Source organism: Bordetella genomosp. 6 (assembly GCF_002119705.1).
Classification (GTDB): domain Bacteria; phylum Pseudomonadota; class Gammaproteobacteria; order Burkholderiales; family Burkholderiaceae_B; genus Bordetella; species Bordetella bronchiseptica_F.
Genome location: NZ_CP021107.1, coordinates 609,745 through 631,123, shown reverse-complemented (window position 1 = coordinate 631,123; position 21,379 = coordinate 609,745). Strand labels below are relative to the sequence as shown.

23 protein-coding genes are annotated in these 21,379 nt (G+C 69.6%); 12 read left to right on the top strand and 11 right to left on the bottom strand.

The genetic code is table 11. From position 1 onward, the window contains the following. Positions 1-8: 8 nt before the first annotated feature. Together aroQ and CAL11_RS03010 are read right to left on the bottom strand one after the other, a co-directional pair. Positions 9-443 carry a type II 3-dehydroquinate dehydratase gene (aroQ, locus tag CAL11_RS03015; protein WP_003814953.1) on the bottom strand — a complete coding sequence of 145 codons (435 nt, stop codon included), beginning with the start codon at positions 441-443 and terminating at the stop codon, positions 9-11. A gap of 78 nt (positions 444-521) precedes the next feature. Continuing rightward, positions 522-1,070: a TlpA family protein disulfide reductase gene (locus tag CAL11_RS03010; protein WP_086092111.1), complete on the bottom strand. Its 549-nt coding sequence runs from the start codon at positions 1,068-1,070 to the stop codon at positions 522-524. A gap of 82 nt (positions 1,071-1,152) precedes the next feature. Here CAL11_RS03010 and mpl point away from each other — a divergent pair, with 82 nt between their 5' ends. From mpl to CAL11_RS02970, 8 genes are all read left to right on the top strand, one after another. Beyond that, positions 1,153-2,523 (top strand): UDP-N-acetylmuramate:L-alanyl-gamma-D-glutamyl-meso-diaminopimelate ligase, encoded by a 1,371-nt coding sequence (gene mpl, locus CAL11_RS03005; protein WP_086092110.1) that lies wholly within the window; start codon positions 1,153-1,155, stop codon positions 2,521-2,523. Between the two features lie 10 nt (positions 2,524-2,533). Next, positions 2,534-3,127: a YqiA/YcfP family alpha/beta fold hydrolase gene (locus tag CAL11_RS03000; RefSeq protein WP_033461520.1), complete on the top strand. Its 594-nt coding sequence runs from the start codon at positions 2,534-2,536 to the stop codon at positions 3,125-3,127. Positions 3,128-3,198: 71 nt separating this feature from the next. After that, the gene (locus CAL11_RS02995) at positions 3,199-5,082 is read left to right on the top strand and encodes a ribonuclease catalytic domain-containing protein (protein ID WP_086092109.1); all 1,884 of its coding nucleotides are present in this window, start codon (positions 3,199-3,201) and stop codon (positions 5,080-5,082) included. A 37-nt stretch (positions 5,083-5,119) separates the two neighbouring features. Further along, positions 5,120-6,019 (top strand): TonB family protein, encoded by a 900-nt coding sequence (locus CAL11_RS02990; RefSeq protein ID WP_086092108.1) that lies wholly within the window; start codon positions 5,120-5,122, stop codon positions 6,017-6,019. Beyond that, positions 6,016-6,879, top strand: a complete 864-nt coding sequence (gene aroE / locus CAL11_RS02985; protein ID WP_086092107.1) for a shikimate dehydrogenase — start codon at positions 6,016-6,018, stop codon at positions 6,877-6,879. The genes CAL11_RS02990 and aroE overlap by 4 nt, the downstream gene beginning before the upstream one ends. Positions 6,880-6,899: 20 nt before the next feature. Next, positions 6,900-7,628 carry a monofunctional biosynthetic peptidoglycan transglycosylase gene (gene mtgA, locus CAL11_RS02980; protein ID WP_033461532.1) on the top strand — a complete coding sequence of 243 codons (729 nt, stop codon included), beginning with the start codon at positions 6,900-6,902 and terminating at the stop codon, positions 7,626-7,628. Positions 7,629-7,725: 97 nt separating this feature from the next. Further along, entirely contained in the window at positions 7,726-8,904 is a 1,179-nt protein-coding gene (gene lptG, locus CAL11_RS02975; RefSeq protein ID WP_033461535.1) for an LPS export ABC transporter permease LptG, read from the top strand. Next, complete coding sequence (locus CAL11_RS02970; protein WP_086092106.1) at positions 8,901-9,734, top strand: symmetrical bis(5'-nucleosyl)-tetraphosphatase; 834 nt, start codon at positions 8,901-8,903, stop codon at positions 9,732-9,734. The genes lptG and CAL11_RS02970 overlap by 4 nt, the downstream gene beginning before the upstream one ends. A 37-nt stretch (positions 9,735-9,771) precedes the next feature. Here CAL11_RS02970 and CAL11_RS02965 read toward each other — a convergent pair whose 3' ends face one another. The 6 genes from CAL11_RS02965 to CAL11_RS02940 all read right to left on the bottom strand — a co-directional run bounded on the left by CAL11_RS02965 (position 9,772) and on the right by CAL11_RS02940 (position 14,022). Further along, positions 9,772-10,512 carry a lysophospholipid acyltransferase family protein gene (locus CAL11_RS02965; RefSeq protein WP_086092105.1) on the bottom strand — a complete coding sequence of 247 codons (741 nt, stop codon included), beginning with the start codon at positions 10,510-10,512 and terminating at the stop codon, positions 9,772-9,774. After that, the gene (locus CAL11_RS02960) at positions 10,509-11,807 is read right to left on the bottom strand and encodes a dihydroorotase (RefSeq protein ID WP_086092104.1); all 1,299 of its coding nucleotides are present in this window, start codon (positions 11,805-11,807) and stop codon (positions 10,509-10,511) included. Before CAL11_RS02960 ends, CAL11_RS02965 begins: the two co-directional genes overlap by 4 nt. Beyond that, a complete protein-coding gene (locus tag CAL11_RS02955; RefSeq protein WP_086092103.1) occupies positions 11,804-12,757 on the bottom strand; it encodes an aspartate carbamoyltransferase catalytic subunit in 954 nt (317 codons plus the stop codon). The genes CAL11_RS02960 and CAL11_RS02955 overlap by 4 nt, the downstream gene beginning before the upstream one ends. Before the next feature lie 13 nt (positions 12,758-12,770). Beyond that, complete coding sequence (gene ruvX, locus CAL11_RS02950) at positions 12,771-13,172, bottom strand: Holliday junction resolvase RuvX (protein ID WP_003814967.1); 402 nt, start codon at positions 13,170-13,172, stop codon at positions 12,771-12,773. Continuing rightward, positions 13,165-13,770: a YqgE/AlgH family protein gene (locus tag CAL11_RS02945; RefSeq protein WP_167382441.1), complete on the bottom strand. Its 606-nt coding sequence runs from the start codon at positions 13,768-13,770 to the stop codon at positions 13,165-13,167. Before CAL11_RS02945 ends, ruvX begins: the two co-directional genes overlap by 8 nt. Positions 13,771-13,857: 87 nt before the next feature. Continuing rightward, positions 13,858-14,022: a rubredoxin gene (locus CAL11_RS02940; RefSeq protein WP_003814980.1), complete on the bottom strand. Its 165-nt coding sequence runs from the start codon at positions 14,020-14,022 to the stop codon at positions 13,858-13,860. A 116-nt stretch (positions 14,023-14,138) separates the two neighbouring features. On the opposite strand from CAL11_RS02940, the gene CAL11_RS02935 reads away from it, so the two are divergent. The 4 genes from CAL11_RS02935 (at position 14,139) to CAL11_RS02920 (ending at position 18,801) form a co-directional block, all read left to right on the top strand. Further along, positions 14,139-14,987 (top strand): bifunctional hydroxymethylpyrimidine kinase/phosphomethylpyrimidine kinase, encoded by an 849-nt coding sequence (locus CAL11_RS02935; RefSeq protein WP_033461553.1) that lies wholly within the window; start codon positions 14,139-14,141, stop codon positions 14,985-14,987. Continuing rightward, positions 14,984-15,637, top strand: coding sequence for a thiamine phosphate synthase (gene thiE / locus CAL11_RS02930; RefSeq protein ID WP_086092101.1), 654 nt, complete (start codon positions 14,984-14,986; stop codon positions 15,635-15,637). The genes CAL11_RS02935 and thiE overlap by 4 nt, the downstream gene beginning before the upstream one ends. A 16-nt stretch (positions 15,638-15,653) precedes the next feature. After that, on the top strand, positions 15,654-16,937 hold the full coding sequence (gene hemL, locus CAL11_RS02925) for a glutamate-1-semialdehyde 2,1-aminomutase (protein ID WP_086092100.1): 1,284 nt from the start codon (positions 15,654-15,656) through the stop codon (positions 16,935-16,937). A gap of 238 nt (positions 16,938-17,175) precedes the next feature. Continuing rightward, a complete protein-coding gene (locus CAL11_RS02920) occupies positions 17,176-18,801 on the top strand; it encodes a DUF342 domain-containing protein (protein ID WP_033461557.1) in 1,626 nt (541 codons plus the stop codon). Between the two features lie 55 nt (positions 18,802-18,856). Here CAL11_RS02920 and CAL11_RS02915 read toward each other — a convergent pair whose 3' ends face one another. From CAL11_RS02915 to CAL11_RS02905, 3 genes are read right to left on the bottom strand one after another with little or no spacing between them, the layout of a single operon-like run. Further along, positions 18,857-19,258 carry a RidA family protein gene (locus CAL11_RS02915; protein WP_033461560.1) on the bottom strand — a complete coding sequence of 134 codons (402 nt, stop codon included), beginning with the start codon at positions 19,256-19,258 and terminating at the stop codon, positions 18,857-18,859. A gap of 24 nt (positions 19,259-19,282) precedes the next feature. After that, positions 19,283-19,717, bottom strand: coding sequence for an acyl-CoA thioesterase (locus CAL11_RS02910; protein WP_086092099.1), 435 nt, complete (start codon positions 19,715-19,717; stop codon positions 19,283-19,285). 1 nt (position 19,718) lies between these two features. Then, positions 19,719-21,368: an AMP-binding protein gene (locus CAL11_RS02905; protein WP_086092098.1), complete on the bottom strand. Its 1,650-nt coding sequence runs from the start codon at positions 21,366-21,368 to the stop codon at positions 19,719-19,721. Positions 21,369-21,379 lie beyond the last annotated feature (11 nt).

The window sequence follows — 21,379 nt, the reverse complement described above, 5'->3', positions numbered from 1 at the left end:
GGCGAGGATCAGTGGCGCGCCGCGTAGCGCAGCGCCGCCTCGTAGCCATCGGCGCCCAGGCCGGTAATCAGGCCTATCGCCAGATCGGACAGATAAGAATGCTGCCGGAATGAATCGCGCTTATACAGGTTGGACAAATGTACTTCAATAAACGGTATTGCCACCGCCGCCAGCGCATCGCGGATCGCGACGCTGGTATGCGTGTAGGCGGCCGCGTTGATGATGATGAAATCGGTGCCGTCGGCCGCCGCGGCCTGGATGCGCTCGACCAGCGCCCCTTCGTGATTGCTTTGCCACGAGGTCAGCGCCACGCCGAGCTGGCCGGCCAGCGCCGCCAAGCCCTGGTCGATCTGCGCCAGCGTCAGGCTGCCGTAGATATGGGGCTCCCGGGTGCCGAGCAGATTCAGGTTGGGGCCATGCAAAACGAGAATGCGTTGCGCCATGGAGCTTGCCAAACTGTTGGCAATACGAGCGATAAACCGCCTTTTTAACGCCAAAACGGCCTATTTGTCCAACCGAATTCAAGCCGACAGGCCCGCCACGCTGCGATCCAGATCCTCGTAGACAATCTGGCCGAGAATTTTGCGCTTCATGCTGCCATCTGCCGACAAAAGCAGCGTAAAAGGCAGGCCGCCACTGGGGTTGCCCAGGCCGCGCAGGGTATCGATGGCGCCCGCGCCCATCACCAGCAGCGGATAGGACACGGGTATTTTTTCGACGAATTTGCGCATATTGTCGGCAGTATCGACGCCGATGCCCACAAACCGCACCTGCGGATATTTTTTCTGCAGGGCGTCCAGTTCGGGCATTTCCTTGACACAGGGCGCGCACCAGGTCGCCCAGAAATTGACCACCAGCGGCTGGCCGCTCCAGTCGGCCAGCTTGCGCGGCGTGCCCTGCAGATCGGGCAGGGCGAGCTGGCGCAGCTGCGCCAGCGGGTCGCCGGCGCCCTCGGCCGGCGCGGCGGCCGGCTGCGCCGGCGGCGCGTTGCGGCGCTCGGCCAGGAAATACCCGCCGGAGGCGGCGGCCGCCGCGGCCACGCCGGCATAAAGAAAAAGACGACGATTCATGGCGCGATCATAACAACGCAGGCGCGCCGGGGATACCGGCGCGCCTCGCGCGAGCCTCTACAATGCCGCACAGGAGAACACCATGCACCTGCATATTCTTGGTATTTGCGGCACTTTCATGGGCGGGCTGGCGCTGATCGCGCGCTCGGCCGGCCACAAGGTCACCGGCTGCGACGCCGGCGTCTACCCCCCGATGAGCACCCAGCTGGCCGAGCAGGGCATCGAGCTGATCGAAGGCTTCGGCGCCGACCAGCTAGCGCTGGCCCCCGACCTGTTCGTGATCGGCAACGTGGTCAGCCGCGGCAATCCGCTGATGGAAGCCATCCTGGACAGCGGCGCCCGCTATATATCCGGCCCGCAGTGGCTGGGCGAGCACATCCTGCCCGGCGCGCACGTGCTGGCCGTGGCCGGCACCCACGGCAAGACCACCACCAGCTCCATGCTGGCCTGGATCCTGCAATGCGCGCAACGCCAGCCCAACTTCCTGATCGGCGGCGTCGCCCCCGACCTGCAGGTGTCGGCGCGCTACGCGCCCGGCGCCCACCCTTTCGTGATCGAGGCCGACGAGTACGACACGGCCTTTTTCGACAAGCGCTCGAAGTTCGTGCACTACCGGCCGCGCACCGCCATCCTGAACAACCTGGAATACGATCACGCCGACATCTTCCCCGATCTGGCCGCCATCGAGACCCAGTTCCATCACCTGGTGCGCACGGTGCCGTCCAACGGCCAGCTGGTGCTGCCGACCGACGCGCCGGCGCTCGAACGGGTGCTCGAGCGCGGTTGCTGGACTCCGGTGGCGCGTTTCGGCCCCGACGGCCAATGGCAGGCCGGCGCCCCCGATGACCAGGGCGCGTTCGAAGTGCGCGTGGATGGCCGCGATGCCGGCACGGTGCGCTGGACGCTGGGCGGCGAGCACAACCGCCGCAACGCCCTGGCGGCGCTGGCGGCGGCCCGGCACGTCGGCGTGACGCCGGCCGAGGGCATCGAGGCGCTGTCGCGCTTTGGCGGCGTCAAGCGCCGCATGGAGCTGCGCGGCACGGTCAACGGCATACGCGTCTACGACGATTTCGCGCACCACCCCACCGCGATCGCCACCACCATCGAAGGGCTGCGCCGGCAGGTGGGACCGGCCCGCATCCTGGCCGTGCTCGAGCCGCGCTCGAACACCATGAAGCTGGGAACCATGGCGGCGCGGCTGCCCGAGGCGCTGGCCGGCGCCGACCTGGTGTTCTGCTTCGGCGACCACGTCGGCAAGCACGCGCTGGGCTGGGACCCGGCCCAGGTGCTGGCGCCGCTGGGCGAGCGCGCCGCCGGCTACGACGACCTGCAGGCGCTGGTGCGCGCGGTCGCGGCGGCGGCCCGGCCGGGCGACCATGTGCTGGTCATGAGCAATGGCGGCTTCGGCGGCGTGCACGGCAAGCTGCTCGACGCCCTGGCCCGGCCCCGCTGAAGGCGCCGCGATGCCCATCCTGTACCTGCACGGCTTCCGTTCCTCGCCCGATTCGTTCAAGGCGCGCCTGCTGGCGCAAGCCATGCACGAACGCGGCCTGGCCGACCAATGGCGATGCCCGCAATTGCCGGCCGGCCCGCGCCAGGCCGCCGAACTGGCGCTGGCGCTGGCCCGGGAACAACTGGCCGGGCAGCAGGATCCCCGCCGGCTGACGGTGATCGGCTCGTCGCTGGGCGGCTATTACGCCACCTGGCTGGCCGAGCGGCTGGGCTGCCAGGCCGTGCTGCTGAACCCGGCGGTGCAGGCGGCGCGCGATCTCGCCACCCAGGTCGGCGAGCATCGCATGTATCATTCCGACGCGCCGTTCCACTTCCTGCCCGAGTATGTCGAGGAACTGCGCGCCCTGTACGTGGATCCGATCACCCATCCCGAACGCTACTTCCTGGTGGCGGCCACCGGCGACGAGGTGCTGGACTGGCGGGAGATGCGCGACCGCTACCCCGGGTGCCGCCAGCGTATCGTGCAGGGCAGCGACCACGGCCTGTCGGACTTCCCCCGCTGGATGCCCGAGGTCCTTGAATTTGCCCTGGGCTCGCCCCACTGATTATTAATATACGGATAGGCCGCAACGTGCCGGGGCGCTCCTGACGCCGCCGCGCCCGATGGATTCTCAATATGTACGTGTTCTACGACGACGACGGCGGCTTCAAGGCCGGCAATATCCTGTCCGAGACCGACGCCAGCCTGCAGGTTGAGTCGGAGACGGGCAAGCGCAGCAAGATCAAGCGCGCCAATACCCTGTTCACCTTCGCCGCGCCGGAGCCGGCCGCGCTGATGGCCCAGGCCGCCGCGCTGGCCGAGGACATCGACCTGCAGTTCCTCTGGGAATGCGCGCCGCAGGAGGAATTCGACGCGCCCGCGCTGGCGGCCGAATACTTCGGCCACGCCCCCGGTCCGGTCGAGCAGGCCGCCCTGCTGATGCGCCTGCACGGCGCGCCGGCCTATTTCCATCGCCGCGGCAAGGGCCGCTACCGCCCGGCTCCGCCCGACATCCTGGCCGCCGCCCTGGCCGCGCTCGAGAAAAAGCGCCTGCAGGCGGAACAGCAGCAGCAATGGATCGACGAAATGGCCCAGGGCCGCCTGCCCGAGGCCATCGCCCAGGCGGCCGAATCGCTGCTGGTGCGCCCGGACAAGAATTCGATGCAATGGAAGGCGTTCGACGCCGCCTGCACCCAGCTGCAGAAGACGCCGGAGCGCCTGCTGCTGGACCTGGGCGCCTGGCCGCATCCGCTGGCGCTGCATAAGCGCCGCTTCCTGGCGGTGAATTTCCCCAAGGGCGTGGGCTTTCCGGCCATGGATGTGCCGACGATCGAGCGCGAGCTGCCGCTGGCCGAGGGCGAGATCTACTCGGTCGACGACGTCACCACCACGGAGATCGACGACGCGCTGTCGGTCAGCGCCCTGCCCGACGGCAAGATCCGGGTCGGCATCCACGTCGCCGCGCCCGGCCTGGCCATCACGCGCGGCAGCGAACACGACAAGCTGGCGCGCACCCGCCTGTCCACGGTCTACATGCCGGGCGAGAAGATCCCGATGCAGCCCGACAACGTGATCCAGGCGTTTTCGCTGGACGCCGGCCGGCCGGTGCCGGCGGTGTCGCTGTATGTCACGGCCGACCCGCGCACCGGCGCGATCGAAGCCTCGGAAACCCGCCTGGAACGCATCGTGGTGCGCGAGAACCTGCGCCACAACGACCTGGACGCACAGATTTCCGAAGCCGCACTGGCCGATCCGGACGCCCCCCTGCCTTATGGCCACTGGCTGCGGCCGCTGTGGCAGCTCGCGCAGGCGCTGGGCGCGCAGCGCGAAGCCGTGCGCGGCAAGCCCGAGAACAATACGCGGGTCGAATACAGTTTCTACCTGGACGGCAGCCCGGACGACCCCGATACCCCGGTGCGGCTGGTGCCGCGCCAGCGCAACGCGCCGCTGGACCGCATGGTGGCCGAGTACATGATCCTGGCCAACAACGTGTGGGGCGGCCTGCTGCACCAGCACGGCGTGCCGGGCATCTACCGCTCGCAGCAGGCCGGCCGGGTGCGCATGAGCACGCAGGCGCTGCCGCACGAAGCGATCGGCGTGCCCCAATACGCCTGGAGCACCTCGCCGCTGCGCCGCTATGTCGACCTGGTCAACCAGTGGCAATTGATCGCCGCCGTCGAGCACGGCGTGTCGGCGCGCCTGGTGGCGCCCTTCAAGCCGCGCGACGCCGACCTCTACGCCATCATCGGCGCCTTCGACGCGCAGTATGCCGCCTGGGCGGATTTCCAGAACGCCATGGAGCGCTACTGGTGCATGCGCTGGCTCAAGCAGCAGGGCGTCAGCCGCACGACCGCCCACGTGCTGCGCGAGGACCTGGTGCGCCTGGCCAACGCGCCGCTGGTCACGCGCGTGGGCGGCCTGCCCGAGCTGGAACGCGGCGCGGCGGTGCAGATCGACATCATGGATATGGACGAACTGGCGCTGGAGCTGGACTGCCGCTACCTGGGCCCGGCGGACTGAAGCCACGCCGCGGGCCGGTTCGCCCTAAAATGCACGGGTGCGACGCTCCGCTTCCTCCTCTTCGATCGTGACGCGCTTCTGGCGCTGGCTGGGCGCCCCCGCCCAGCACTACCTGCTGGTCGGCACGGCCATCTCGCTACTGGTGCACGCCGGCGCGCTGGCCTGGCGCTTCGCCGGGCCGGCGCCCGCGCGCCCTGAGGCCTCGGCGCTGGAAATCGTGCTGGTCAACGCCCGCACCGACAGCGCGCCGGTCACGGCGCAGGTGCTGGCGCAAAGCCAGGTCGACGGCGGCGGCAACGCCGCGCGCGGGCTGGCGGCCACGCCGCTGCCGCAGACCGGCCGCAGCGCCGAGACCATCGTGCTGGAAGCCATGCGCAAGCGCCAGGCGCAACTGGAGGCCGAGCAGGACCGGCTGCTGACGCAGCTGCAGTCGCAGGCCAGGACCGGCCAGGAACGCCAGCCGGTGCACCCATGGCCGGACGCCTCCGAGCCCGGGCTGGACCCGCGCGAGCAACCCGGCGTGATCCAGAACGCCCAGATCGCCACGCTGGCCAGCCGGGTGCAGGCCTACAACGCCCAGCCGCGCAAGGAGTTCGTCGCCCCGGCCGCCCAGGCCTCGCGCCATGCCGCCTACCTGGACGCCTGGCGCACCCGCATCGAGACCATCGGCACGCGCCACTACCCCGAAGACGCGCGCGGCCGCATCTACGGCTCGCTGCGCATCACCGTCACGGTGCGCGCCGACGGCAGCCTGGCCGATTTCGAGATCGACCAGCCCTCGCCGCACGCCGTGCTGAACCAGGCGGCGCGCCGCATCGTGCAAATGGCCGCGCCGTTCCCGCCGTTCCCGCCCGAGATGGCGCGCGACACGGACGTGCTGGTCATCACGCGCACCTGGCATTTCGTCAACGACTCCCTGGAAACGACCGCCCCATGACCCAGCCGGCCTCTCCGCCCCGCTATGCCGTCATCGGCAATCCGATCGCGCACAGCCGCTCGCCGCAGATCCACGCCATGTTCTCGGCCCAGACCGGCCGCCCGCTGCGCTACGAGCGGCTGCTGGCGCCCGTGGACGGCTTCCTGCCCACCGTGCAGGCATTCCGCGAAAGCGGCGGGCTGGGCCTGAACGTGACCGTGCCCTTCAAGCTGGAGGCCTACGCGCTGGCCGAGGCGCACCTGTCCGAGCGGGCGCGGCTCGCCGGCGCCGTCAATACCTTGTCGTGGCGCGACGGCGCCTGGCATGGCTGCAACACCGACGGGATCGGGCTGGTCAGCGACCTGCTGCGCCTGGGCGTGGCGCTGGCCGGCGCGCGGGTGTTGCTGGTGGGCGCCGGCGGCGCCGCGCGCGGCGTGCTGCAACCCCTGGCCGAGGCCGGCTGCGCCCGCATCCATATCGTCAACCGTACCGCCGCGCGCGCCGCCGAACTGGCGGCGGCCTGGCGCGCCGCGGCGCCGCGGGCCGCCACGCGGGTCAGCGCCGGCGCGCTGGCCGAGGCCGCCGAACCCGGCGGCTGGAACGTGGTCATCAACGCCACGGCCAGCGGCCTGCAGGACGCCGCGCCGGACCTGCCCGGCGGCCTGTACGCGCCCGACGCCCTGGCCTACGACATGATGTACGGCGCGCGGCCCACCGCCTTCATGCGCCAGGCCGAGGCCGACGGCGCGGCGCGCTGCGCCGACGGCCTGGGCATGCTGGTCGGCCAGGCCGCCGGCAGCTTCCATATCTGGCACGGCGTGCGGCCCGACCCCGGGCCGGTGCTGCTGGCCCTGCGCACCGAACTGCTGGCTGCGGGCTAACCGCAATCCGCCGCCCGCCCATGCCCAAGTCCACCGCGCGCCGCCTGAACTGGTTCCGGGTCATTACCGCCGTCATCATGGCGGTGCTGTGCATCGCCATCCTGTACCAATTGTGGATGTTCTCCCTGGTGGTCTGGTATGCCTACCGCGATCCGGGCAGCAGCGCCATCATGCGGCAGGAGCTGGCGCGCCTGCGCGAACGCGACCCCGAGGCCGAGCTGAAATACCAGTGGGTGCCCTACGACCGCATCAGCAATACCCTCAAGCAGGCGGTCGTGGCGTCCGAGGACGCCAACTTCACCGAGCACGACGGCGTCGAGTGGGATGCGATCCGCAAGGCCTGGGAGTACAACCAGCGGCAGGCCGAGCGCGGCCGCACCAAGATGCGCGGCGGCTCGACCATCACCCAGCAACTGGCCAAGAACCTGTTCCTGTCCGGATCGCGCAGCTACCTGCGCAAGGGCCAGGAACTGGTGCTTGCCTACATGATCGAACATGTCATGCCCAAGGAGCGCATCCTGGAGCTGTACCTGAATGTCGCGGAATGGGGCGTGGGGGTGTTCGGCGCCGAGGCGGCGGCCCGACATTATTACAATACCAGCGCGGCGCGGCTGGGGGCCGGCCAGGCGGCCAGGATGGCTGCCATGCTGCCCAATCCCCGCTACTATGACCGCCACCGCAACACCGGTTACCTGAACTCGCGCACCGCCACGCTGACACGCCGCATGCGCATGGTCGAGATTCCCTGACCAGGAGTGTGGGCCCCGGCTGCCCCGGGGCTGCGCCAACCGCCGCGTTTTTGTTAATCTGTCACGTTTCCGCGCTTCATCTGCCGCATCACCCACCATGCGTACCGCACGCCGTTATCTGGCCCGTGAAATCTACCGCTCCTGTGCAGTGGTCCTGCTGGCCCTGCTGGGGCTGTTCACGTTTTTCGCGCTGGTCGACGACCTGGACAACGTGGGCGACAAGTTCAGCATGCTGGCCCTGTTCTACATGCAGGCGCTGGCCCTGCCGACCCGGCTGTACGACCTGCTGCCGATCGGCCTGCTGATCGGCGCGATCCTGGCGCTGGCCGGCCTGGCGCAGCGCAACGAACTGGTCATCCTGCGCGTCTCCGGGGTCAGCGGCATGCGGCTGCTGGGCATGCTGTGGGTCATCACCATCCCGCTGATGATAGGCGCGACGCTGCTGTCCGAGTTCGTCACGCCGGCGGCCGAGATCAAGAGCGGCGAGGCCGACCTGACATTCCGCGGCAAGGCCGGCGGCGGGCGGCTCAACAGCGGCTACTGGTTCAAGGAACCCACCCCGCAGAACGGCACCCGCATCATCAATATCAAGACGCTGCTGGCCGACGGCCAGGTCAAGGACGTCACGCTGTACGAATTCCGCTCCGACCTGGAGATGACCGCGCTGTGGACCGCGCCCAACGGCCGGTTCAGCCGCGGCGACCTGGTGCTGACCGACGCCACCGAAACCCGCATCGACGAGCACGCCCCGTCGGCCCTGGCCGACGCCAAGCAGCCCAAGCAGCCGCCGGCGCGCGTCACCAAGGTGGCCGAGCTCAAGCTGGACACCACCCTAAGCCCCGAGCGCCTGCTGGCGCGGGTGCTCACGCCCGAACGCATGTCGGCGCTGACCCTGGTCGACTACATCGAATACCTGCGCCACAACCAGCTGCAGTATGACCGCCAGGTCGTGGCGCTGTGGCGCAAGCTGGTCTATCCGTTTACCCTGTTGGTAATGATCACCATCGCGGCGCCCATCGGCTTCATGCAGACTCGCCGCGGCGGCGTGGGCGCCAAGGTCTTCATCGGCATTCTGCTGGGCGTGGGCTTCTTCATGCTCAACCAGCTGGCGCTGAACGTCGGCATGCTCAGCCGCTGGCCGCCCTGGATCACGGCGCTGGGGCCGAATCTCGGCGCCCTGCTGCTGGCTTTCGGCGCGCTGTCGATGATGGAATACCGTCACGCCATTGCGCGTTTCATGCAACACCGCTGGCCCTGGAGAAAAGTTCCTGCATGAAAGGCAGTATCTGGACCATAGGCGACGTGCAGGGCTGCTGCGCGCCGCTCGAAGAATTGCTGGCGCACCCCGATATCGCCGGCGACACCGATAGCCGTTTCTGGTTTGCCGGCGACCTGGTCAACCGCGGCCCGCAATCGCTGGCCACGCTGCGGCGCATCATGGCCATGGGCGAGCGCTGCACGGCCGTGCTGGGCAATCACGACCTGCATCTGCTGGCGGCCTACGCGGGCGTGCGCAAGCCCTCCAAGTCCGACACGCTGGACGAAGTGCTGCAGGCGCCCGACGCCGTGGACCTGATCGACTGGCTGCGGTTCCGGCCGCTGGCCCACTACGAAGCGGGCCACCTGATGGTGCACGCCGGCGTGCTGGCCAAATGGGACGCCGCCAAGACCCTGGCGCTGGCCGGCGAGGTCGAGCAGGCCCTGCGCGGCCCGAACTGGCGCAAGGCGCTGCAGAAGATGTACGGCAACGAGCCCGCCAGCTGGAAGGACGACCATACGGGCGGCAAGCGCATGCGCGTCATCATCAATGCCCTGACCCGCATCCGCCTGTGCACCCCGTCCGGCCACATGGAGTTCGCCACCAAGGTCGCGCCGGGCGCCTGGCCGGCCGGCCTGGTGCCCTGGTTCGACGTGCCCAACCGCGCCACCCGCGACGTCACTGTCGTGTTCGGCCACTGGTCGACGCTGGGCCTGCTGATGCGTCCCGACGTCATCTGCCTGGACACCGGTTGCGTGTGGGGCGGCGCGCTGAGCGCCGTGCGCCTGCAGGACCGCAAACTCGTGCAGGTGAAATGCAAACGTTTTCAGGATCCCAACGGCGACTGAACGCCGCCGCCGCGGGCGGGCGCCCCGCCCGGTCCGGCTACAGCTCGCCGGCGATCGCGTTGCGCGCCATGTGCGAGAGCTCCAGCCGGGTCGGCTGATGCCCTTCGGCGTGCTGCGTAGGCAGAGGCTCCAGGAACACCACCTCCACCGCCAGCCCCGTCGTCCCCAATACCCGCCACAGATTGGCCACCAGGGTTTCCTCGCCGACGAACGCGGCAAAGCCGCTGCGCTGGCCCCGATGCATGAACCGCAGCGCCACCGGCTGGATATCCACGCCTTCGGCGCGCGCCGGCTCGAACAGGCTGGCGTGAAACGGGCGGGTCGAAAAGCCTTCGGTCGTGGTGCCCTCGGGAAACAGGCCCACGGCATCGCCGCGGGCGAAGCAGTCATGGATGGACTGTCCCATGGCATGCACCGCGTGGCGCTGCGTGCGGTCGATGAACAAGGTGCCCGCGCCGGCGGCCAGGTAGCCGATGACCGGCCAGGCGCGGATCTCGCTCTTGGCCACGAACGACGTCGCGCGCACCGAGTTGACCACGAAGATATCGATCCACGAGACATGGTTGGCGGCCCACAGCACGCCGCCCTGCAGGCGCGGCGCGCCGCGCACATGCACGGCAATGCCGCAAAGCCGCATCAGGCGCGCCGACCAGTACCGGTTCAGCCGGGCCCGCTGGTCCTGGCGCAGCCCACGGTACACCAGGGTCACGCACAGCAGGCCGAACAGCACCCAGGGCACCACCAGGAACACGCGAAAAACGAAGCGCAGCAGTTTCAAGCAGGGGTCTCCCAGACCGTGCGCCCCGCCACCAGGGTCGCCCGTACACGGCCGGGCAGCATCATACCCGCGAACGGCGTGTGCGCGCCGCGGCTGTGCATGGCGGCCGGCGCGGCGATCCAGTCGGCTTCCAGGTCGACCAGGCACAGGTCGGCCGGCGCGCCCGCCGCCAGTTCGCCACAGGACGGCAACGCCGCCGTGGCGGCGCGCAGGATGGCCGCCGGCGCGCTGGTGACCAGGGCCAGCGCCCGCGCCAGCGGCACGCGTTCGCGCTGCGCCCATTTCAGGGTCAGCGACAACAACAGCTCCAGGCCGCTGGCGCCCGCCTCGGCCTCGGCGAACGGCAGCAGCTTGCCGGTATCACCGACGGGCCTGTGGTCGGAACAGACGGCATCGATGGTGCCATCGGCCAGCCCGGCGACGATCGCATCGCGATCGCGCTGACCGCGCAGCGGCGGGTCGAGACGGAAGCGGCTGTCGAAAAAGCCGATGTCCACATCGGTCAGGTGGATCTGGTGGGCCGCCACGTCGCAGGTAAGCGGCAGGCCCTCGCGGCGCGCGGCGCGCACCAGCGCCACGCCGGCGGCGCTGGACAGGCGCATCAGGTGCACGCGCGCGCCGGTGGCGCGCTGCAGTTCGAAAATCGTGTGCAGCGCCAGCGTCTCGGCCTGCACCGGCACCTCGGCAAGGCCCAGCCGCGACGCATAGGCGCCGGCCGCGGCCACGCCGTCGCGGCCCATCCACGGGTCCAGGGGCCGCAGCCACAATGCCAGCCCGAAAGTGCGCGCGTATTGCATGGCGCGCCACAGCACCCGGGTATCGGCGACCGGCATGCCGGCCTGGGAAAAGGCCACGCAGCCGGCCTCGGCCAGGGCCGCCATCTCGGTCAGCCGTTCGCCGCGCAGGCCCTCGGTCAGGGCGCCCAGCGGGTGCAGCCGTGCCTGGTCGGCCTGGTGAGCGCGGTGGCGCAGCATTTCCACCCGGCCCGGCTCGTCCAGCGGCGGGTCGGTATCCGGCGGCACGACCAGCCGGGTCACGCCGCCGGCCAGCGCCGCCTGCATTTCGGAGGCCAGCGGCGCGTGCCCGCCGCCGTGCACGCGCGCCGACAGGTCCACCAGGCCCGGCAGCACGGCCAGCCCGCGCGCGTCGATATGCCGCTGCGCCTGGAAGCCCGCCGGCGCCTGGCCGATGGCGGCGATGCGGCCGTCGGCCAGGTAAATGTCGGCGCGGGCGTCGGCGCCGCTGGCCGGATCGATCAGCCGGCCGCCGGCGATATGCACGGTGCGCGCCGTCATGGCCGTACTCCCGCGACCAGGCTCATGGCGGCCATGCGCACCGCGATGCCGAATGTCACTTGGTCCAGTATCACGGCCTGGCCGCTGTCGGCCACTTCGGAGGCGATCTCGACACCGCGGTTCATCGGCCCGGGATGCATGACGATGGCGTCGGGCCGGGCCAGCGCCAGGCGGGCCGGCGTCAGGCCGTAGTGCTTGAAGTATTCGTGCGCCGACGGCAGCAGCGCGCCGCGCATGCGTTCGTTCTGCAGGCGCAGCATGATGATCACGTCGGCGTCGCGCAGCCCTTCGTCCATGTCGGTGCAGACGCGCACGCCCATCCGGGCCAGGCCCTCGGGCAGCAGCGTGGCCGGCGCCACCACGCGCACTTCGGGCACGCCCAGCGTGGTCAGGGCGTGGATGTCCGAGCGCGCCACCCGCGAATGCAGCACGTCGCCGACGATGGCCACCGTCAGCTGGTTGAAATCGCCCTTGTGGTGACGGATGGTGTACATGTCCAGCAAGGCCTGCGTGGGATGCGCGTGGCGGCCGTCGCCCGCGTTGATGACATGGACATGGGGCGCCACGTGCTGCGCGATCAGGTACGGCGCGCCGCTGGCGCCGTGGCGCACCACGAACAGGTCGGCCTGCATGGCCGACAGGTTGGCGATGGTATCGAGCAGGGATTCGCCCTTGGACGTGGACGACGCGGCGATGTTCAGGTTGACCACGTCGGCCGACAGGCGCTTGGCGGCGATCTCGAAGGTGGTGCGCGTGCGGGTGGAGTTCTCGAAGAACAGGTTGAACACGCTTTTGCCGTGCAGCAGGGGCAGCTTGGGGAATTCCTGCCCGGACGCCGGCACGAAGGTGGCGGCCAGGTCGAGGATCTGCTCGATGATGCGGCGCGGCAGGCCTTCGGTGGACAGCAGGTGGATCAGTTCGCCGTGGCGATTGAGTTGGGGATTGAGCATGGGCAGCGGCAGGTCAGGGCTGCGGCAGGGTATCCAGGTAACGTTGCAATATGACGGCCGCGGCGACCGCATCGTCGGCGGCATGCGTGCCCAGCAGCTGCTGGGCCTCCATGCTGGAGCCGCGCTCGTCGACCAGCTCGACCGCCAGGCCGAAGCGACCATGCAACTGGTTGGCGAAGCGGCGCGCCCGCGCGCTGGCGGGCTGCTCCTGTCCGTCCAGGGTCAGCGGCAGGCCCACCACGGCGCGCTGCGGCTGCCATTCCTGCAGCAGCTGGCCGATGCGGCCAAAGCGCGCCGCGCGCGTCTCCGAGAAAATGATCTCCAGCGGGCGCGCCTGGCGGGTCAGGGTATTGCCGATGGCAATGCCGATCTTCTTTTCGCCGAAATCGAACGCCAGCAGGGTTTCCTCAGGCATGGCCGGCGCCGCCCGCCAGCATCACCGGGTCGACGCCCAGCAGCTTGAGCGCGGCCGGGTAGCGGTCTTCGGGCGCGACATCGAAAATGATGTGCGAGTCGGCGCCCACGCTCAGCCATGAGTTCTGCGCCATTTCGCTTTCCAGCTGGCCGGCGCCCCAGCCGGCATAGCCCAGCGTCACCAGCATGCGGGCCGGGCCGTTGCCGTCGGCCACGGCCTGCAGCACGTCGCGCGAGGTGGTCAGGGCCAGCTCGCCGAGGTTGATGCTGGAGGTGTATTCGCCCGCCGGCGCGTGCAGCACGAAGCCGCGGTCGGTCTGCACCGGCCCGCCGAAAAACACCATTTCATCCTTGACCGGGCCGATCTCCAGCTTGAGATCGATGCGTTCGAACAGCGTCGCCAGCGTCAGGTCGGTCGGCCGGTTGATCACCAGGCCCAGCGCGCCGCGCCGGGTGTGCTCGCAGATGTAGATGACCGTGCCGGCCAGGCTTCCCTCGACCACGCCGGGCATGGCCAGCAGGAACTGATTGGAGAAATTGGTCGACAGCTCGTCGTCGTCCGGGATGTCGTCGGCGTCTGGGCGATGTGAGTCGGTCATGGCAGCCCCCTTGGTAGCGGGTGGTCGGGACAGTCGCGGCAAGCCGGCGAAGGCGGCCGCGGGCGCGGCCAGCACGGCCTGGCGTGCTCAGATTTCCATCAGTTCGAAATCTTCCTTGCGCGCTCCGCATTCCGGGCAGACCCAGTTAGGCGGAACGTCTTCCCAGCGGGTGCCGGGGGCAATTCCTTCATCGGGCAGGCCAGCCTCTTCGTCGTAGACCCAACCACAGATAAGACACATCCAAGTACGCATAGTTCTCTCTTGCACTGCCGCCGCTTGCTCCGACCTCCGGGGCAAGTCCGTCAAGCATCCATTAGAATGGGCACATCTTACCGAAACACAACCGGGAGCGTCTGAGCTAGCTCAAGATGCGGCCCGATTACCCCTTTTTCGCCGTCGTTCCTGTCTTGGACTCCGTTACGCCTCCCCTCGTTCTCATTATCGGCCCCGTGGATCCGTCCGGCGCCGATGGCCTGCCCGCCGACGCGGTCAGCTGTGCCCGCCTGGGCTGCCACGCCCTGGCCGCGGTCACCGCGTTGACCGTGCAGGACACGGCCGGCATCGAAGAAGTCCACCCGGTCGCTCCCGAATTGCTCGACGACCAGGCACGCTGCCTGCTGGAGGACATGTCGGTGCAGGCCATCAAGGTCGGCGCGCTGCTGTCGGCCGAGGCAGCCAGCGTGGCCGCGCAGATTGCCGCCGACTACAGCCATGTGCCGCTGGTGCTGCACCTGGGCCAGCGCACGCCGCTGCCGCAGGACGCCGCCGACCAGGACGACGCCGACGACCTGCTGGCCGCCACGCTGGAGCTGGTGCTGCCGCAGACCGACCTGGTCGTGGTCGAGCACGTGCGCCTGGCGCAGTGGCAGGCCGACGGCAGCATCGACACCAGCGGCGCCCCCTCGCCGGCCCACGCCTTGCTGGCCGGCGGCGCGCAATGGGCGCTGGTGCTGGGTTCGCCGGTGCGTCCCGGCCACCAGGCCAACATCCTGGTGGGACCGGACGGCCAGACCAGCACCTGGCCGTGGCAGGCGCCCCCCGACCGCAACGGCGACACGGGCGGCGTCGCCGCCATCGCCGCCGCCGCCATGCTGGCGCAGGGAATGGAAATGCCGCGCGCGGTGGAACAGGCCCTGGCGCATGCCGAACGCACCATCGCCGCCAGCTTCCTGCCCGGCATGGGGCGCCGCCTGCCCAACCGCGTGGCCCGGTCATGAAGACGCTGCGCTTTCCCGCCGGGCTGTATGGCATCACCCCCGAATGGGACGATACCGACCGGCTGCTGGCGGCCGTGCGCGCCGCGGCGGCCGGCGGCATGACGGCGCTGCAATTGCGGCGCAAGCTGGCCGACGAGCGCCTGCGCGCGGCGCAGGCGCGCGCGCTGGCGCAGCTGTGCCGCGAACTGGGCGTGGTGTTCCTGGTCAACGACCACTGGAAGCTGGCCCTGGACGTGGGCGCCGACGGCGCGCACCTGGGGCGCGACGACGCCGACCCGGCCACCGTGCGCGCCCAGGCGGGCGCCGGCCTGCTGCTGGGCGTGTCCTGCTACAACGACCTGCGGCGCGCCGACGCCCTGCTGGCCGCGGGGGCCGACTACGTCGCCTTCGGCACGGTATTCGCCTCGCCCACCAAGCCCGAGGCCGTGCACGCGCCGCTGCAAACCCTGACCGAGGCCCGCGGCCGGGTGCTGGCCTGCCCCGCGCCGCGCCCGGCGGTGGTCGCCATCGGCGGCATCACGCCGGCCAACGTGTCGCAAGTGGCCCAGGCCGGGGCCGATTCGGCCGCGGTCATCAGCGGCCTGTTCGAGGCGCCCGACATTCAGGCGGCCGCGCGCGCATGCGCCGCGGCCTTCTCCGTCAACCCCTAACCCTGCCGTATTCGCCATGTCCACCAACGCCGAACTCTTCGATCGCGCCTGCCGCAGCATTCCCGGCGGCGTCAATTCGCCCGTGCGCGCCTTCCGCTCCGTAGGCGGGACCCCGCGCTTCATCCAGCGCGCGCAAGGCCCTTACGTCTGGGACGCCGAGGGCAACCAGTACATCGACTATGTCGGTTCCTGGGGCCCGGCCATCCTGGGCCACGCGCACCCCGAAGTCGTGCGCGCCGTGCAGGAAGCGGCCGTCCACGGCCTGTCGTTCGGCGCGCCCACCGAAGCCGAGGTGGAGCTGACCGAAATGCTGATCGCCCGCCTGCCCTCGCTGGAGCAGGTGCGCCTGGTCAGCTCGGGCACCGAAGCCACCATGACGGCCATCCGCCTGGCGCGCGGCGCCACCGGCCGCCACAAGATCATCAAGTTCGAGGGCTGCTACCACGGCCACTCCGACAGTCTGCTGGTCAAGGCCGGCTCGGGCCTGCTGACTTTCGGCAACCCCAGCTCGGCCGGCGTGCCGCCGGAATTCGTCGCGCACACCCTGACCCTGGAATTCAACAACCTGGCCGCGGTGGACGCAGCATTCAGCCAGCACGGCGCCGAAATCGCCTGCGTGATCGTCGAGCCGGTGGCCGGCAACATGAACCTGATCAAGCCGGCCGAAGGCTTCCTGGCCGGCCTGCGCGAACTGTGCACCCGCCATGGCGCGGTACTGATCTTCGACGAGGTCATGACCGGTTTCCGCGTCGGACCGCAAGGCGTGCAGGGCCTGACCGGCGTGCGCCCGGACCTGACCACGCTGGCCAAGGTCATCGGCGGCGGCATGCCGGTGGGCGCCTTCGGCGGCCGCGCCGACCTGATGGCCCATATCGCCCCGCTGGGCGGCGTCTACCAGGCCGGCACGCTGTCGGGCAACCCGGTGGCGGTGGCCGCCGGCCTGGCGACCATGCGCCTGATCGGCGAGCCTGGGTTCTACGAACGCCTGTCGGCCCAGACCGCGCGCCTGGCCCAGGGGCTGCAGGAGCGCGCGCGCGCGGCCGGCGTGCCGTTCTCGGCCGACGCCATCGGCGGCATGTTCGGCCTGTACTTCGGCGACCGCGTGCCCGCCTCGTTCGCCGAAGTGTCGGCCTGCGACACCGAGGCTTTCAAGCGCTTCTTCCATGCCATGCTGGAGCGCGGCGTGCACTTCGCGCCGTCCGCCTTCGAGGCCGGTTTCGTTTCGGCCACGCACGATGACGCCGTCATCGACGCCACCCTGGAAGCCGCCGAGCAGGTGTTCGCCGCCCTGCGCGCCTGATCCCGCGCCACGGGCACGCCCCGGCCCATCGGATTGTTACGGTCCGATGGGCTTCGTTTTTTTGTCCTGGATCAAAAAAATCAGTGACATAGCGTGAAATCCAGGGAAACCCCGGCTCGATTGATTTCACGATCTATGGCTTAATATAACTCGATATTTCCACATATTACCCACCTATGAGATCGCCGACCGGCCCTGCCCCGATGCGCGGCAGCGGGCCGGATCCGGAGGAACAGACATGACCATCGCAAATGCGCTCCAGCTCGAGCTGGACGAGGCGACGTGCGTCCTATCGGCCGCCTATGCCCCGACTGGCGAGAACGACCCGCTGCCCACCTGGGACACGCTGGTGGCGGCCGTACAGGCGCGCGGATGGCCGGCCACGGTGCTCGACCAGATCAGCGCCATCGTGTTCATCGAGCAGTGCCGCGATACGGCCGGCCCGGTCGAGGCCTGCATCGGCGAAGTGCGCAACGGCGCGTTCGAGCTGGAAGTGGCCGAAGACCGCATGAGCGCGCGGCTGAGCCTGCGCCCGCCCAAGGGCGGCAAGCCGGTCGGCGAACCCGACCTGCTGGCCGGCCTGCAGGCGCACGGCATCGTGCATGGCCTCATCCCCGAGGCGCTGCGCCAGGCCCTGGAGCGCGGCGCCTGCGAGGACCTGGAGATTGCACGCGGCACCGCGCCCCAGGCGGGCGAGCCGGCGCGCTTCGAAAGCCTGCTGGATGCGCTGAAGACCCGCCTGAGCGAAGATGACGAGAACGCCATCATCGATTACCGCAACCTGGGCAACCTGACCCTGGTGTCGGCCGGCACGCCGCTGATGCGCCGTACCGCGGCGACCCCGGGCCAGCCGGGCACCGATGTGCTGGGCGGTCCGGTCGCGCCGCCGGCCGTGGCCGACCCGCCCTTCGCCCCCAAGCTCAATGGCGTGGAGATCGATCCGGAAGACCCCGGCCTGCTGCGCGCGGCCATCGCCGGCTCGCCCATGCTGGTGCAGCATGGCGTCACGGTCAATTCGCTGGTGGAAGTGCCCGCGGTGGACCTGAGCTCGGGCAACATCGATTTCGAAGGCACCCTGCGCGTCAAGGGCGACATCACCGCCGGCATGCACGTGCGGGTATCCGGCGATGTCGTGGTCAACGGCACCATCGAGGCGGCCCACGTCGAGGCCGGCGGCAACGTCACCGTCAACGGCGGCATCATCGGCAGCGCCGAAGGGGTCGCGGACAGCCGCGGCGGCAACCGCATGGCCCGCATCGCCAGCGGCGGGTCGGTCAAGGCGCGCTTCATCGACAACGCGGAAGTGCGCGCCGAGAAGAACGTGGCGGCCGAACGCGAGATCCGCCAGAGCACGGTGACCGCCGGCGAAACCATCACCGTCGGCCCGCCGGGCTCGCAGCAGGGCGTGATCACCGGCGGCACGGCGCATGCGTACAAATCGGTGCACGCCGGCACGCTGGGCTCGATGGCCGGCATTCCCACCGTGGTGCGCGCCGGCCTGAATCCGCACGCCAACGCCAAGCGCGCCGCGCTGGAGACGCGCACGCGCGAGCTGGAAGAGGAAAAGGGCAAGCTGGAAAAGCTGATCCTGTTCCTGCACAACAACCCGGCCAAGAACGTCAACAACATGAGCGAACGCGCCCGCCAGACGCACGCCAAGATCAGCGCCGACCTGGTGGACCTGCAGGCCGAGGACGCGCGCCTGGCCAAGGAGCTGCAGCCCCTGGAAACCGCCATGATCGTGGCCTCGCGGCGCTTCTTCGGCGGCGTGACGCTGCACCTGGGCGTGAAAGTGACCGAATTCCTGGAGGACCAGGTCGGCGGCAAGGCCGTGCTGGAACAGGGCGAGCTGGCGATCCGCTGACGGGACGGGCAGTGGGGTGCCTGCCCCCACGGGGACAGGCGCCCGAACCGCCGTGTCAGGGAATCACGGCGGTGACTTCGATTTCGACCTTGGCGCGGTCCTCGATCAGGTCGGCGACCTCTACCGCGGTCATCGCCGGGAAATGGCGGCCGATCAGCTCGCGGTAGTGCCGGCCGATTTCCGGATAGGACGCCACGTACTCCGCCTTGTTCTTGACGTACCAGGTCATGCGCACGATGTGCTGCGGCCCGGCGCCGCCCTCGGCCATGATGGCCAGGATGTTGACCAGGGTCTGGCGCACCTGCTCGGCGAAATCATCGGTCTCGAACTGCTGCTGGCCGTTCCAGCCTACCTGCCCGCCGATGAACACCAGCCGGGAGCCGACCGCCATCTCGGTCAGCGTGCCGTTCGAATAGCCTCGCGGCGCGAGCCAGTCCGGCGGTTGCAGAATTTTCATGTCATGGATCCTCGTGTAAAGACGTTATGCGTCCCGCGCCCGCGGCGACAGGAACGCCTGCATGCGGGCGCGCAGGTCATCGGGCAGCGGCGTCGAGCGCATGCTGCGCAGGTCCACCGTGACGATGGTCAGGTCGGCCGACAGCCGCAGGCGTTCGTCCGGCCCCAGAAACCGCACATCCGCGCGAAACGACGCTCCCCCGATGCGCCGCACGCTCAGCTCCTGCCGCAGGCGTTCGTGCCAGCGGCTGGGCGCGCTGAAATCGCACTGCACCGACGCCAGCGGCGTACCGATATGGCGCTCCACGTGCAGTGCATGAAACGGCAGGCCCATGCCCTTGTCGAACCATTCTTCGACAAAATCATTGATCATCTCGAAATAGCGCGGATAGAACACGATGCCGGCCGGGTCGCAATGCCGGAACCGCACCTCCACCTCGCTGACGAACGGCGCGGCCACTTCAACCCTCCGCCGCCATGCGGCGCAGCGCGAAACGCTGCAGCTTGCCCGTCTCGGTGCGCGGCAGCGCATCGACGAACTCGATGGCGCGCGGATACTTGTACGGCGCGATGTTGGCCTTGACGAAGGCCTGCAGCGCCGCCGCCAGCGCATCGTCCGGCTCGTAGCCGGGCTTGAGCACCACATAGGCCTTGACCAGCTGTCCCCGCTCGTCGTCCGGCGCGCCCACCACCCCGCACTCGGCCACCGCCTCGTGGCGCAGCAGCGCGTCCTCGACCTCCGGGCCGGCGATGTTGTAGCCCGCCGAGATGATCATGTCGTCGTTGCGCGCCTGGTAGAAGAAATAGCCGTCGTCGTCGCGCAGGAACGTGTCGCCCGGCAGGTTCCAGCCTTGCTGGACGAAGCGCTGCTGGCGCTCGTCGGCCAGGTAGCGGCAACCCGTGGGACCCTTGATGGCCAGCCGCCCCACCGTGCCGTTGGGCACCGGGCGCATCTGCTCGTCGACCACCTCGGCCACGTAGCCCGGCACCGCCTTGCCGATGGCGCCCTGGCGGACCTCCTCGGGCGGACTCGAGACGAACACATGGATCATCTCGGTGCCGCCGATGCCGTCGATCATCTCGATGCCGGTGGCCTGCCGCCACAGCTGGCGGGTGGCGTCGGGCAGGGCCTCGCCGGCCGACACGCTCTTGCGCAGCGACGAGATGTCGTACTTGGGCGCGAGCGCAGCCATCTGGCGATAGAAGGTCGGCGCGGTAAACGAGATGGTGGCGCGAAAATCGTGGATCAGCGCCAGCAGCGTGTCGGGGCTCAGCTTCTCGGCCAGCACGGCGCTGGCGCCCACGCGCAGCGGAAAGCACAGCAGTCCGCCCAGCCCGAAGGTGAAGGCAAGCGGCGGAGTGCCGCAGAAGATGTCGTCGGGCCCCGGCTTGATGACATGGCGCGGGAACAGGTCGCACATGGCCAGCACATCGCGATGGAAATGCATGCAGCCCTTGGGCGCGCCGGTGGTACCGCTGGTGAAGGCGATCAGGCACACGTCGTCGGAGGCCGTGTCGCAGGCCTGGAAATCCTCCGGCTTGGCCGCGGCCCGCGCGTCCAGCGCATCGGGCGCGTCATCGTTGAACAGCATGACCTGGCCCAGTCCGGGGCAATAGTGCTCGTGGCCCGGCGCGGCGCAGTGCAGCGCCTCGTCCTTGAGCCGGGCATCGCACAGCACGGCCTGCACCTGGGCCTTCTCGATGATCTGCCTGAGCTCCTTGGCGCGCAGCAGCGGCATGGTGGGTACGGTCACCATGCCGGCCTTGATGGCGCCCAGCCAGGCGGCGGCCATCATCGGGTTGTTGGGGCCGCGCAGCAGCAGCCGGTTGCCCGGCACCAGGCCCATGTCCTCCACCAGCACGCGGGCGATACGGTTGGTCAGCGCCTGCAGCTGGCCGTAGGTCATGGTCTCGGCCCCCTCGCCCTGCCGCCAGCGCAGCGCCACGCGTTCTCCATGGCCCTGACGCACCATGGCGTCGACCAGCTCGACGGCGCAATTGAAGCGCTTCGGATAGGCCACGTCGGGGCCGTCGAGCAGGAACTCGGGCCACTCGCTTTCGGGCGGCAGGTTGTCGCGCGCAAAGCTGTCCAGGTGTGCGGAGGGTTCCATGGTTGTTTCCC